The organism is Collinsella sp. AM36-4AA, from assembly GCF_003467795.1.
In the GTDB taxonomy this organism is placed as follows: domain Bacteria; phylum Actinomycetota; class Coriobacteriia; order Coriobacteriales; family Coriobacteriaceae; genus Collinsella.
On the sequence record NZ_QSHS01000005.1, the window covers coordinates 1 to 13,731 of the forward strand.

Genomic DNA, 13,731 nt, shown 5'->3' on the forward strand with positions numbered 1-13,731 from the left:
TCAGTGGGAAACTCAGCCCCCTCCGCCCCGGCCTACGGTGACTCGGCTGCACCGTGTGCTGCCGAAGGGGCTTTGCGCGATGACTAGGGCTGAAAAAGAAAGTGAGTGTGGGCTCCGCCGTTCGTTCGAACGGCGGAGCCCACGTTTTGGATTTATTGGGCTGTGGCGGTGAAGGTTGTTTTGTCGGCGGCGATGTGCACGTGCAACTTTGCCTGACCGTCGCAGCTGATGAGCACGCCTACCTCGAACGGGGTTCCCGTCTTGTCGTAAGTCGAACGCACGATGCGCATCGCCGCCTTACCGGTGTTCTGTCCCAAAAGGCGCGCCTCATGCTTGTCGAGGTTGACCGTCTCGTAGACGGCATCGACGCTTGCGGGCAGGATGCCGGTCTTTTCCGCGATGTAGGCGTAGAGCGAGCCATCCACGTCTTTGCGTGTGAGCTCGGGGCAAAGTGACACGGGGATATAGACGTAGTTGAGCTCCATGGGTTTGTCGTTGGCGAGACGCAGGCGGCGAATCTCCCAGACGGGTGTCCCTTCGGGCACTTTGAGCCCGGAGGCGATGCCGCGGACGGCCGGTATGCTTGAAAAGGCGAGAATCTGTGAGCTCGGAACCCGTCCCGCTTCGCGCATCCGCGCGCTGAAATTCAGGGCCAGGTCGATGCCGGGCGCTGAGGTTTGGGGCTTGATGAACGTGCCCTGCCCGCGTTTGCGCACCACGCGCCCCTCGATGACGAGATCTTGGAAGCAACGGCGCACGGTCGCGCGCGATAACTCCAGCCGCTCACAGATTTCGAGCTCGCGTGGCAGCGGCGTCTTGGTGTCGAACGCCTGGCTGGCGATAAGCAGGGCGATTCGATGTTTAAGTTGGACATAGAGCGGCGTATCACCGCTGCGATCGAAGGGTTCGGAGGCGAGAAACGAGATCATGTCCATGGGGTACCTCCATGTCGTGAGCATACGTGACATGGTCTGACACTGCGGGACAAACCGGTGATGTCAGGCCCGATTCTTGTCGGTATGTATGGTACATAAGGAACATAAAACATTTACCAGGCAATCTACCTGCTATTTTAAAAATAATTGGAAGAAAAAATAATTTAGGCACAAAAATAGTTGCTACCGTTAACCGATGAATAGTTGCCGTTCGCAGCTGTTTTCTTGTACCGAACATGCCCCGGCGCAACAATAATCTCGGCAAAAAGCAAAGCCGTGCGACACACGGCAGGTCGAGAGGAGACCGCATGCGGTATCTGGTAATGGTCAGTCACGGAACGCTCGCTCCCGGACTGCACAGTGTCCTCAAGATGCTCGGCAATGACGCCCCGAACATCTTGTCGACGAGTCTCGTGGACGGCATGGGCGCTGACGAATATGTCGAGAACGTCAAGGCGATGGTCGCTCCCGTTACCGCCGATGACGAGGTTGTCCTGCTCGGTGACATCCTGGGCGGATCGCCGCTCACCAATGCTATGAACACGATGGCCGAGAAGGGCTTGCTCGCCCACACCATTGCCTTCGGCGGTATGAATCTGCCCATGGCTATGACCGCCATGATGGGGCTTGCCACCATGGACCTGGATTCTCTCAAGCAGATGATGCTGCAGGAGGGCAAGAACGGTATGTCCGAGCTTGTGGTCCCGACCGATGACGCCGACGACGAGGACGACGACATCTAGGCCGCACCAAGGTTTCATCTAGCTGCAAACGTTAGGAAGAAGAGGCCGCGACCGCGGGCCTCATGAAGGAAAGGGGAGAACGTATGATTTCGTTCATCCGTATTGACGACCGTATGATCCATGGACAGACCGTTACCCGTTGGGCCCTCGAGTATCCCTGCGACGGTCTTATCGCCGTCAACGACGCCGCGGCGTCCAACCCCGTGCTCAAGGAGGCCTACAAGAGTGCCTCGGGCAAGAAGACGTTCGTGTGGACCAAGGAGCACTTCAAGGAGGTCTCCGAGAAGGTTCTCAAGTCCAACACCAAGTACTTCCTGATCACCAAGAACCCGCTCGACATGAAGGAACTTCTCGTCGATTTTGGCTTTAAGCCCGGCATGGACCGCATCATCGTCGGTCCCTGCAACGATCGTCCCGGCACCACCAAGCTCGGCAACAACCAGTCGATCACGCAGGAAGAGGCCCAGGCGCTCGAGGATCTCACCAACGCCGGCTACACGGTCGAGTTCGCCCTTATCAAGGAGAAGTCCATCGGTGAGTGGCCCAAGTTCCGCGGTCAGTTTGGCTTCTAGTTAGGCGCCAGCCGCATTTTGGTACCTACAGCCCTGGGGGAAAGGGCTGAGGAATAAAGAAAGGGGAAAGCATGGCAATCAATGCATTCCAAGCCGCGCTGTTCGGCCTGTTCGCCTGCCTGGCATCACTGCCTGGCATGGGTGGCACGACGATCGGCAACTACACTCTGGGTCGTCCTCTGGTCGCCGGCCTCATCGTCGGCATCATCATGGGCGATATGCAGACGGGCATCCTCGTCGGCGCTGCCATCCAGGTTGTCTACATCGCTCTCGTGACCCCCGGCGGAACCGTCTCCGCCGACGTCCGCGCCGTGTCCTATATCGGCATCCCGCTGGCGATCCTCGCCATCAAGAACTCGGGCATCGATCCCGCCTCCGCTGAGGCTGCCGGCATGGCCGCATCCCTCGGTGCCGCCGTCGGCACGCTCGGCACTGTGCTCTTCTATGGCACCGCCACCATTAACCTGGTGTGGCAGGGCATGGGCTGGAAGTGGCTCGAGAAGGGCGACCTCCACAAGCTCTACCTGGTCAACAACGTTCTGCCTTGGATCGGTCACATCGTCTGCTCGTTCCTCCCGACGTTCATCATCACCATGGGCGGCACCGCCATGGTCGACCTTATGAAGACCTACATGCCCATGGACGGCATCGCGATGAAGACGCTGTTCACCGTCGGCTCGCTGCTGCCTACCGTCGGTATCGCCATCCTGCTCAAGCAGGTCATCTCCAAGACGACGGACTTCCTCACGTTCTTCTTCGGCTTCACCCTGTCCGCTGTCATGGGATGCAACCTGATTGCCGCCGCCGGCATCGGCTGCTTCTTCGCCCTGATCAACTATGAGATCGCTTCGCTCAAGATCGACCTCGCAAACGCTCCCAAGGCAGCTATCGCCTCGGGCTCCGATGATGAGGAAGAGGAGGACATCTAATGGCAGAGAAGAAGAAACTCTCTAAGAAAACGCTTGCCAAGTCGTTCCGCAACTGGTCCTATGGCAACCTGACTTGCTTCTCGCAGGAGCACATGCAGACCTTCGGTTACCTGTGCGCCATGCTTCCGATCGTCGAGGAGCTCTACGACACGCCCGAGGAGCAGAAGCAGGCCCTCCAGACCTACTCCGCGTTCTTCAACACCGAGCCGCAGATCGGCACCATGATTGTCGGCGTCACCGCCGGCCTCGAGGAGGCTCGCGCAAACGGCGAGGCCATCGACGACGACGCCATCAACGGCATCCGCGCCGGCCTCATGGGCCCGCTCGCCGGCCTTGGCGACTCGCTGATCGTCGGTACCCTGATCCCGATCCTGCTCGGTATCGCCCTCGGTCTCTCGACCGGCGGCTCCCCGCTCGGCGCTATCTTCTATATCGTCGTGTGGAACCTGCTCATGTACCTCGGCATGCGCTTTGCCTACAACCAGGGCTATGAGCTCGGCGGCAAGGCGGTTGAGGCACTGGTCGGCCCCAAGGCAAAGGCTCTTCGCGATTCCATCGTGATGGTCGGTACCATGGTCATCGGTGCAGTCGGTGCTACCTGGGTCTCCATCACCTGCAGCCCCAACCTGGTGCTGCCCGGCGGCGGTAAGTTCCAGGACACTCTCGATGGCATCTATCCGCACCTGCTGCCGATGGTCTTCATCATCTTCTGCTGGTACATGATGACCAAGAAGAAGGTCAACCCCATCGTTATGATGCTGATTCTCGTCGTGATCGCATTCGTGGGCGTTGTTATTGGCTTCTTCGACCCGGCACTGAGCTACTAGTCATCATCCCCTGGCCCCCTGTAAGGCCGTGCGGCCTCAACCGCACGGCCTTCTGATTTTGCGCCGCCCTTCAAGGGCAATATGGCCAGCGACCTCCATCGCCTACACGACACCCGCTATATTGCTCTTGAAAGATGACGTATTCGAAAAACGATGTTCTTGCACATGATGCACGCTTTGCACGAGGAGGACCCATATGCACGAGAAACACGGACACGACCTTTCGCGCGACGACTTGATCCGCGAGGCTAAGATGCAGACCGATGCTATTCAGCGGCTCAACGTTTGGCTGCGTCTGGGCTATTCGCTCGTGGCTATTGGCTTTTTGGTGGGGATGTGGGGTATGCAGGGCGGCCCCGGCTGGGGCGTCCCCGCGGGCATCGTATGCTTGGTGGTGGGCACTCCGCTTTCGATTGTGCTTAAGGTTGGCACGACCAACGCCAAAAAGAATGTTGAGCGTATGCTCGAGGCCGCGGGTATCGACGTTGAGGAGCTTATGCGACGCAAGAAGGACGAGCAATAGACTTCCGCGTTGGGGTATCATAAATAATTGTTGCGAATGTTAACTAATGTACGGCAAATGACGGTTTTATGGCCCTTCTAGAGTTGCAAAGGACAATATCCCCAGTGGATTACGATGACGTCGCTCGAAAACTGATTGTGTACTCACGTTCCCTTGCCAAGGGATCCTTGAGTGCTGCCGGCGGCGCCAGTGTGGGCGAGGCACCGGTTTTACAGTATCTATCGGGTATTGACGGTGATGTTATTCCCTCCGAGATTGCCAAGAAGCTGAAATTCTCCCGTGCGCGCATGTCGCATATCTTGGATTCACTCGAGAGCAAGGGTTACGTTCAGCGCAGGACCGATCCAAACGATCGTCGGCGTGTGCTGGTGAGCAGTACCGAGGAAGGCCGTGATTTCGCGGCGAAAAAAAATGCCGAGAGTGTGGCATCGCTCTCGAAGCAGCTCTCAGCGCTCGGCGAACACGATGCTCAGGAGCTCGTGCGCATCCTGAATAAAGCCTACAGCCTTACCTATGATGCCGACGACTACCTGGACAATCTATAAGGATGAAGGCAGACATTTAGGTGCATCTTGAAATGCACCCGGGACAGTTGTGCCCATTGACTACCGTCAGCATCTCATTCCAAACCAAATCAGCCAACGTACGGCATAGCAATCTCCGGTAGGTCGCAGGGCGGCGGTCGAGCTTTTCTCTCGGGAAACTTCGCGAAGCCCAGTTCCCGAGGGAAAGGTATGGTCTGTGTAATACCAGATAAACAGTACATTTTTGCTAGATTGGTATTTGACTGAAGAACCAATTGGTATGGCTTATTAAGCCCACCTTGCCGTTGACGCTCATTTTACTGCCGCTGGTGGACTTCCGAACTTGGTTGCGCAAGTGCTCCCATATATTGATATGACCAAGTAGGTGGCTATCTGGTTACTACCAGTTGGCCCCTTGGTAACGGGTGGCCCCATTGTGCGGAATGTACCGAACATCCCCGTTTGATACGTTTTCCCATGCTGCCGGGGGGCGTCCTCGGCACCTCAGCATCTCGGAAGAAAGGAGACCAGGTGCGCAGGAATTCCATTTTTACGAAACGGTGGGTGAAGGGAAGCGCGGTCCTCGTTGCCACTGCAGCGACGCTCGTGTTTGCCAATCCCCAACAGGCGATTGCCACGCCACTCAAGGGCGTCGACTCAGCGACCGTGTCACAGTCTGCCTCGAATGTCGTCGACATCGATTTCGCTGACGGCATCAAGGGCCGTATTACGTTCCTCGAGGACGGTATTTTCCGTTATAACGTCGACCCCAAGGGTGAGTTTTCCGATTACGCCACACCGCGCAGTAAGTCCCACACGGCTAAAATCCAGGCTCAGCCCGATACCTCGGACACCTACAGCAAGCCGAGTGCGACGGTTGCCGACAAGGGCGACACTATCGAGATCACCGGCGGAAAGGCGACCGTGATCCTGGACAAGGCGACCGGCAAGATGAGTATCAAGTCAGGCGACCGTGTCGTGGTTTCCGAGTCCGCGTCCCTCGACCTTGATAAGAAGGGTACCGTCCAGACGCTCGCCAAGGAGAAGTCCGAGAACTTCTTTGGCGGCGGCACCCAGAACGGACGCTTCCTGCACACCAACCAGACCATCGCCATCTCCAACACGAACAACTGGACCGATGGCGGCGTTGCCTCGCCCAACCCGTTTTATTGGACGAGTGACGGCTACGGCGTACTCCGAAACACGTTTGCAGAGGGTTCCTACGACTTCGGTTCCACGGACTCATCGACGGTCACGACTTTGCACAGCGAGAATGAGTTTGATGCCTACTACTTCGTGGCGACCAACGAGGGCGCTTCGAACGTGGCAACCGAGATGCTGCAGGACTACTACAAGGTGACCGGTAACCCGGTACTGCTGCCCGAGTACGGGTTCTACCTTGGTCATCTTAATGCCTATAACCGTGATGGCTGGTCAACGACCTCGGGTCAAAAGAAGTGGGAGACCAAGGGCAGCAAGTCCTCGAGCGAGAAGGGCGACGTTAAGTACGAGTCTGGCATGTCGACGGGCTACAAGCTCGACGGCACACTTGCGGCCGAGACGCTCAACGGTGAGGGCCCTACGGTTGATACCGAGAACATGAAAGCGACCGATTTCGACCGCCAGTTCTCTGCTCGTCAGGTTATCGATGACTACGAGGACAACGACATGCCGCTCGGCTGGTTCCTGCCGAACGACGGTTACGGCGCCGGCTATGGCCAGAACGGTTACTACAAGACCGGCGGCGTCAACTCCGACGGAGCGAGCTCGGCCGACCGTCTTAACGCTGTGCGTGCCAATGTCGACAACCTTAAGAAGTTCACCGAGTATGCCAACTCCAAGGGTGTGAGCACGGGCTTGTGGACCCAGTCCAACCTTGAGCCCGACAGCAACCCTGAGACCCCGTGGCATCTGCTTCGCGACTTCGACGCCGAGGTCAAGACGGGAGGCATCACTACCCTTAAGACCGACGTTGCCTGGGTTGGATCTGGCTACTCCTTTGGTCTTAATGGCATCAAGACAGCTTATGACACGGTGACGACCGGCGCTAACAAGCGCCCCAACATCATCACGCTCGATGGTTGGGCCGGCACGCAGCGCTTTGGTGGCATTTGGACCGGCGACCAGTATGGCGGTAACTGGGAGTACATTCGCTTCCATATCCCCACGTATATCGGTCAGAGTCTTTCGGGCAACCCCAACATCGGCTCCGACATGGATGGCATCTTTGGCGGCGACCCCATCATCTCTGCGCGTGACTACCAGTGGAAGACGTTCACGCCCTCTATGCTTGACATGGACGGTTGGGGCACCTACCGTAAATCGCCCATGACGCACGGCGATCCCTACACAGGCATCTCGCGCTTCTACCTCAAGCTCAAGGCGCAGCTCATGCCCTATATCTACACGAGCGCGGCCTCGGCGGCCAACATCGACACGGGTAACGGCGATGCCGGCCTGCCCATGATCCGCGCCATGCTGCTTTCCGACAACTCCGAGTACGCCGCAAGCACTTCGACGCAGTACCAGTATATGTTCGGTGAGAACTTCCTAGTGGCACCGGTGTATCAGGATACCCAGGCAGACGAGAACGGCAACGACATTCGCAATGGGATTTACCTCCCCAACTACGGCACCGACGAGAATCCCACCATCTGGATCGATTACTTCTCGGGTAAGCAGTATCGCGGCGGCCAGGTTCTCAACAACTACGAGGCTCCGCTTTGGAAGCTGCCGCTGTTTGTGAAGGCCAACGCTATCGTGCCGATGTACGCCGAGAACAACAACCCCGAGGCCGTGAGCGACACCAACACCAAGGGTACCGACCGCAGCCAGCGTATCGTCGAGTTCTTCGCCACCGAGGGCGACGGCACCTTTACGCAGTACGAGGACGACGGCTCCTCAATCGAGAACAACACGACTGAGGACGATTCCTACGGCACGATCGACAATATCTCCTACGGTGAGCATGTGAGCACCGTCTACAGCTCCAAGGCCGCAGGCGGCACCGCGACCTTTACCGCCGAGGCCTCGCAGGGCGGCTACAACGGCTACGACTCCAACCGCACCACGACCTTCGTGGCCAATGTGTCCGCCAAGCCCACGAGCGTTGTCGCCAAGAACGGCGGATCCGCACTCAACGTGGTTGAGGTCGACTCGCAGGAGACCTTTGACGCCGCGACCCCCGAGGCCGGCCAGGCGGTCTACTTCTACAGCGAGACCCCCAACCTCAACCACTACGGCAGCGATGCGGACGGCACCGAGGCCGAGCAGGGCGAGAGCTTCAACAACACCAAGATCACCACGAACCCCAAGGTCTACGTCAAGTTCGCGAAGACCGATGTTGCTGCAGCGGCGCAGACGCTTGAGCTGGGCGGTTTCGTGAACGCCGACGCCACGCTCACAGCCGATCGCCTCAACGAGAACCTCTCCGCACCCACGAACCTTGCTGCCCCCGAGGACGCCACGACCCCAACGAGCATCAAGCTCACCTGGGGAAAGGTCGATGGTGCTACCTCCTACGACCTTAAGGTCGACGGCACTGTGTTTGCCGTGGGTGATGCGGCCGAGTTCACGCACACCGACCTCGCCTACAATAGCAAGCACACCTACCAGATTCGTTCGCGCAACGCCGAAGGTTACTCCGCCTGGAGCGATGTGCTCGAGGCGAACTCCGCACTCGATCCGTGGCGGAACGTCCCCGACGCCGAGGAAATCACCTGGGAGGGCTCACTTTACGGCAGCCATAAGGCCGAGCTCGCCTTCGACCATGAGTTCCAGTCGGGCGACGGCGGTTTCCACTCCGGTGGCAACGATCTGGGCAAGGCGCTTACCGTTGACTATGGACGCGCTTACAAGCTCGATAAGCTCGAGTACTATCCGCGCGATGACGCCGGCAACGGCACCGTGACCAAGATGCGTGTTGAGACGAGTCTCGATGGCGTCCACTGGACGAGCCAGGAGGTCGATTGGGCACGTTCCGCTGATTGTAAGACGGTAGCGTTTGACGGCACCGTGGCCGCCCGTTACGTGCGCATGACACCGCTCGCCTCGGTCGGCAATTTCTTCTCCGCGTCCGAGATTGCCATCTACAAGACCGACGGCACGGATGGCTTCGCCGTGGGCTCCAACCTCAACAAGGCCACGATCTCCGACGGAGACTACTCCAACATGAAGAACTATCTGGGCCTCGAGAATCGCGAGCCCGATACCCCGACGTTCGGTTCGCAGATCCGCGACCACTTCGCCGACCTCAACGATAACGGCGTTTACGACGTCTACGATTACTCGTTCACCATGGCGGGTCTTGACGGCGGCACTAAACAAAAGGGCAAGGTCGCAGGTTCGCTCGCGGTGATTCCGAGCAAGACCGAGGTCGAGGCCGGTGATGAGATCACCGTTGATGTCTATGCGGCCGACGCCAAGAACGTCAACGCCCTGGGCGCCCTCGTCAACTTCAAGAGCGACCAGTTCGAGTTTGTGTCCGAGAGCATCGCGCAGGACGGCTCGACTGCCGGCATGGAGAACCTGTCTCGCGAGAAGGTCCAGTTCGTGGACGGAACGCAGACTATCAATCTCGCCTTTGCCAACCGCGGCGATGGCAAGCTCTACAACGGTACTGGCGCGGTGGCGAGTTTCAAGCTCAAGGCCAAGACCGCCGGAAAGGTCGAACTGCCCTCGACATCTTGGCTTATCGGCCCGGCATGCGACGCACTTGAGTTTGCGAGCGACGGCACGGTGACGATGCCGGACGTTCCTCAGCCAACGGTCGCCGAGTACGCCCAGGATGCCTTCAACATCACGATGACCAACGATGAGCTCACGACCGACGACGGGACCAACGTCGAGAAACTTATCCAGCAGAAGAGCTATAACGCGCTGTTCGATAATAACGAGGGCGACAACGGCTTTGAGTTCCTGTGGAACTGGAGTGGCAACTGGGACAGCGAGGGTAAGCTACCGAGTTACGTGAAGCTTCCCACCACGATGACATTCGCATTTAAGACGCCGTCGAAACTCGATAGCGTCGAGGTCGTTAACCGCAACGGCGGCAACGGAACCGTACAGAAGATCAAGGCCGTCGTGACGTTCGAGGATGGCTCGATCCAAGAGTTCGCGGGCGGGGAGTACGATTCCTTCCTGGCTCGCTACGCCTTTGACCTCTCTGCCGAGAACAAGGGCAAGAAGGCGACCAAGGTCGAGGTCACGCCGCTTGAGGCATCGGGTGACCAGATGCTCACACTGCGTGAGGTCAACTTCAACTACACGCAGGGTGTCGAGGCCATCGAGGGTGTCGAGCTAGGCAAGAACCAGACCGAGTTCTTTGAAGGCGACATTACGCCCGTCGACGCCAAGGCTACGCCTGAGAGCGCTGGCTACCCCTATGTGACGGTCGAGAGCTCCGACCCCTCTGTGGTAAGCGTCTCCGCTGTTCAGGCTGGCGATAGCGTGAGCTACTACCTGCGTGCCAACAAGGCCGGCAAGGCAAAGATCACGGTGGCGTCGGTACTCGACCCCTCCAAGACCGCATCCTATGAGGTCGAGGTCAAGGCTGGTGTCGATACCTCTGCGCTCGTGGCAGCGCTTTCCAAGGCCGCGGGCTACAGCGAGTCCGTCTACACCAAGGATTCCTATGCAGCTCTCACCACTGCGGTCGAGGCGGCTCGGAAGCTCCTCGACAGCGGCCAGGGCAGCTATAGCAAGAAGGATGTCGCAGACGCCACTGCCAAGATCGAGAAGGCAATCGACGGCCTCAAGATGCGCCCTGTCGATGAGAAGATCCTCATCAACACGCCCGAGAACCGCAAGAACGTCAAGGTGGCCGACTTCTCGAGTGAGGCCGACTACGAGGGCAGCAACGCCGTCAACGCTCTCGACGGCGACAAGCGGACGCTTTGGCACAGCGACTGGGCCCATGGGACCGGTATGCCCCAGTATCTGAGTGTCGACCTGGGCCGCGACTACGATCTCACCGACGTTACATTCCTGCCGCGCCAGGACGGCGGCACTAACGGCGATATCTTCGAGGCCGAGATACTGGTCTCCGACACTGCCGACGGTTATGAGATGGGCACCGCCGCGTCGATGGGTACGTTCGCCTTCGACAACGACGGCCGCGTGCTCACCGACCGTGGCGACTGGAAGCAGATGAGCTTTGGCGCCGCGCGCGGTCGCTACGTGACCGTCAAGGTGATTCACGCCGGCGGTGGCGACGTTGATGCCTACTGCAGCATGGCGGAGCTCAAGTTCTACGGTACGGCCGTCCCCGATCCGGTGGCGAAGGATGATCTCGCTACCGCGATCGAAAAGGTTGATGCCGAGGTTGCTGCCGGCGACCTCAAGGCCGGTGACTACACCGAGGCCTCCTGGACGGCGCTCGAGAACGCCCTGGCGAGCGCCCGCGCCATCTTGAGTGACGAGAACGCCACGCAGGACGAGGTCGACCAGGCGCTCAGGGCGCTCGAGAGCGCCCGCGGCGCGCTCGAGAAGACCCCGGTGGCCCCGGTCGAGAATCCGACTAAGAAGCAGCTCAAGGCTCTGGTCAAGCAGGCGAAGGAGACTGACACCAGGGGCAAGACGGCCGAGTCTGTCAAGGCCCTGACGGATGCCATTACCTACGCCGAGGACGTCTTGGGTGATGAGGATGCTTCCGACACCCAGATCCAGGCGGCCTATGGCCAGCTCAAGCTGGCCATTGAGAGCCTCAAGGATGCCGATTCCGGCAACCAGGGCGGCTCGGGCAACCAGGGTTCCGGCAATGGCTCGAACGGCGGCAACCAGGCGGGCAAGCCCGCAGGCGACAAGGCCCAGGGCAGCAAGAAGAACGGTTCGGCGATTCCCAATACCGGAGACCAGACGGCGGCGACCGTCGCGACCGTCGGTGGTCTTGGCGCCATCATCGCCGCGATCGGCGCTTTCTTCCATCGTCGCAGCAAGGCTAAGTAGCCCCAGCAACAGCTAAGCAAGCGTGCCCGCCGCCCCACCCAAGGACGGTGGGCACGCTTTTTGAATGTAGGCAGAAAGCTCCGACCCTTCGGCCCTAATCTCGCAAAGCGTTCCGTCTCCCGCCGAACACATCAGCATCGGCGGCTATACTTGATTTATTTGCAGTTAAGGGTCGCGGATCCGCCGCGTCGCCGCTCTCAACAGGAGGTCTTTGTTTATGGCAGATCAAAAGCCGGTTGTCGGGATCATCATGGGTTCCAAGTCCGATCTGGGCGTTATGGAAGGCTGCACCGCCGAGCTCGAGGCACTGGGTGTGCCCTATGAGCTCGTGATCGCGAGCGCGCACCGCACGCCGGCGAAGGTCCACGAGTGGGCTTCGACTGCCGCCGATCGCGGTGTCAAAGTGATTATCGCCGCCGCCGGCAAGGCCGCTCACCTGGGTGGTGTCGTGGCTGCCTTTACGCCGCTGCCGGTTATCGGCGTGCCTATGAAGACGAGTGACCTGGGCGGTATGGATTCGCTGCTGTCGATGGTGCAGATGCCTTCGGGCGTGCCCGTGGCCTGCGTTGCCATCAACGGTGCCAAGAACGCCGCCATCTATGCCACACAGATTCTGGGTGCTTGCGACCCCGAGTACCGCAAGGTTATCGAGAAGATGAAGCAGGAGATGGCTGACGCCTAAGCGTTCCGCCGTTTCACCGCAGTATAAGGAGAGCCATGTCCGATTATCAGGGAAAACGATTCAAGGCTTCTCAGATTCCCGATCCGTCGAAGCCGGGTGCTGCCCGTGCGGCACAGCAGGGTCGGACATCCTCTCCTCAGCAGCCGCGCGCGCCGCGCCCCGTGACACCGGCGACCCATCGTCGACAGGACGCGCCGGCCGCATATCGTCCTTCGTCTTATAGCTCCGCTAAGAAGCCGCCCCGGTCTTCATCGCATGCCGCGCCGTCGGATCGCACCGAGCCGCCGCGCAAAAAGCGCCACTCCATTATTCCCATTCTGCTCATCATCATCGGTATCGGTCTGATTGTCGCCGCCGCCGCTATTTTTATTAATGCCCAGATTGGCTATAAGCAGGCGAGCGATTCGTATCAGAAAATCGAGAAGCAATATGTAAGCGATAAGGACGCCAGCGGCGTGCCGATTATCGACTTTGATGCGCTTGCTCAGACGAACCCCGAGATTGTGGGTTGGATTTACGTGCCGGAAACCAACATCAACTATCCCGTGGTGCAGACCAACAACAACTCCAAATACCTCAACGCGCTGTTCGATGGCACGTCTAACGCCTCGGGTGCCATCTTCTTGGATAGCGATGACACCGCGCCGGGAATGGTCGACCAGCAGACCACGATCTACGGCCACCATATGAACGATGGGTCGATGTTCAACGTGATTTCGGATACGACTGACCAGGCAACGTTCGATAGCATTGAATATGTGTACTACATCACGCGCGATGCGACGTATAAGTTGCGTCCGCTGGCGACCAAGGTGGTCGAGGACACGTATGCCAAGGCGCGCACGACCAATTTTGAGGGCGACGACGGACTCAAGAACTACCTGTCCGAGATGCTCGACGGCGCTTCTGCCGTGGCGAGTGATGCCACCGATCGTGCCGCTTCGGCAACTAAGGTTGTAACGCTTGTGACCTGTCGTTCGCTGTCGCTGAGCAACACACGTGCCGTCATGGTGCTCACGCCGGTCGAGGAATAAGTTGTTCGAGAGTAGCT

General features: G+C 59.0%; 10 protein-coding genes. 9 read left to right on the forward strand and 1 reads right to left on the reverse strand.

Features of this window, described 5'->3' with window-relative positions; genetic code table 11:
• Positions 1–152: 152 nt before the first annotated feature.
• Complete coding sequence (locus tag DW850_RS02850) at positions 153–935, reverse strand: GntR family transcriptional regulator (protein WP_158551165.1); 783 nt, start codon at positions 933–935, stop codon at positions 153–155.
• A gap of 308 nt (positions 936–1,243) precedes the next feature.
• Here DW850_RS02850 and DW850_RS02855 point away from each other — a divergent pair, with 308 nt between their 5' ends.
• The 9 genes from DW850_RS02855 to DW850_RS02895 all read left to right on the forward strand — a co-directional run bounded on the left by DW850_RS02855 (position 1,244) and on the right by DW850_RS02895 (position 13,714).
• Complete coding sequence (locus tag DW850_RS02855) at positions 1,244–1,678, forward strand: PTS sugar transporter subunit IIA (protein ID WP_117769736.1); 435 nt, start codon at positions 1,244–1,246, stop codon at positions 1,676–1,678.
• Between the two features lie 83 nt (positions 1,679–1,761).
• Complete coding sequence (locus DW850_RS02860; RefSeq protein WP_117716198.1) at positions 1,762–2,250, forward strand: PTS sugar transporter subunit IIB; 489 nt, start codon at positions 1,762–1,764, stop codon at positions 2,248–2,250.
• A gap of 71 nt (positions 2,251–2,321) precedes the next feature.
• Positions 2,322–3,179, forward strand: coding sequence for a PTS sugar transporter subunit IIC (locus DW850_RS02865; protein ID WP_117786175.1), 858 nt, complete (start codon positions 2,322–2,324; stop codon positions 3,177–3,179).
• Positions 3,179–4,006, forward strand: coding sequence for a PTS system mannose/fructose/sorbose family transporter subunit IID (locus tag DW850_RS02870; RefSeq protein WP_117584043.1), 828 nt, complete (start codon positions 3,179–3,181; stop codon positions 4,004–4,006). Before DW850_RS02865 ends, DW850_RS02870 begins: the two co-directional genes overlap by 1 nt.
• A gap of 196 nt (positions 4,007–4,202) precedes the next feature.
• Complete coding sequence (locus DW850_RS02875) at positions 4,203–4,529, forward strand: DUF202 domain-containing protein (RefSeq protein ID WP_117584044.1); 327 nt, start codon at positions 4,203–4,205, stop codon at positions 4,527–4,529.
• Positions 4,530–4,633: 104 nt separating this feature from the next.
• Entirely contained in the window at positions 4,634–5,074 is a 441-nt protein-coding gene (locus DW850_RS02880; RefSeq protein WP_158565208.1) for a MarR family winged helix-turn-helix transcriptional regulator, read from the forward strand.
• A 510-nt stretch (positions 5,075–5,584) separates the two neighbouring features.
• Positions 5,585–11,998 (forward strand): discoidin domain-containing protein, encoded by a 6,414-nt coding sequence (locus DW850_RS02885; protein ID WP_158565209.1) that lies wholly within the window; start codon positions 5,585–5,587, stop codon positions 11,996–11,998.
• 217 nt (positions 11,999–12,215) lie between these two features.
• Positions 12,216–12,680 carry a 5-(carboxyamino)imidazole ribonucleotide mutase gene (gene purE, locus DW850_RS02890; protein ID WP_117786178.1) on the forward strand — a complete coding sequence of 155 codons (465 nt, stop codon included), beginning with the start codon at positions 12,216–12,218 and terminating at the stop codon, positions 12,678–12,680.
• 35 nt (positions 12,681–12,715) lie between these two features.
• Positions 12,716–13,714, forward strand: coding sequence for a class B sortase (locus DW850_RS02895; protein WP_117786179.1), 999 nt, complete (start codon positions 12,716–12,718; stop codon positions 13,712–13,714).
• The last annotated feature ends 17 nt before the right edge of the window (positions 13,715–13,731 follow it).

Coding starts and splice junctions, on each gene's coding strand:
- DW850_RS02850 (WP_158551165.1), bottom strand. CDS start 935: ATGGACATGATCTCGTTTCTCGCCTCCGAACCCTTCGATCGCAGCGGT.
- DW850_RS02855 (WP_117769736.1), top strand. CDS start 1,244: ATGCGGTATCTGGTAATGGTCAGTCACGGAACGCTCGCTCCCGGACTG.
- DW850_RS02860 (WP_117716198.1), top strand. CDS start 1,762: ATGATTTCGTTCATCCGTATTGACGACCGTATGATCCATGGACAGACC.
- DW850_RS02865 (WP_117786175.1), top strand. CDS start 2,322: ATGGCAATCAATGCATTCCAAGCCGCGCTGTTCGGCCTGTTCGCCTGC.
- DW850_RS02870 (WP_117584043.1), top strand. CDS start 3,179: ATGGCAGAGAAGAAGAAACTCTCTAAGAAAACGCTTGCCAAGTCGTTC.
- DW850_RS02875 (WP_117584044.1), top strand. CDS start 4,203: ATGCACGAGAAACACGGACACGACCTTTCGCGCGACGACTTGATCCGC.
- purE (WP_117786178.1), top strand. CDS start 12,216: ATGGCAGATCAAAAGCCGGTTGTCGGGATCATCATGGGTTCCAAGTCC.
- DW850_RS02895 (WP_117786179.1), top strand. CDS start 12,716: ATGTCCGATTATCAGGGAAAACGATTCAAGGCTTCTCAGATTCCCGAT.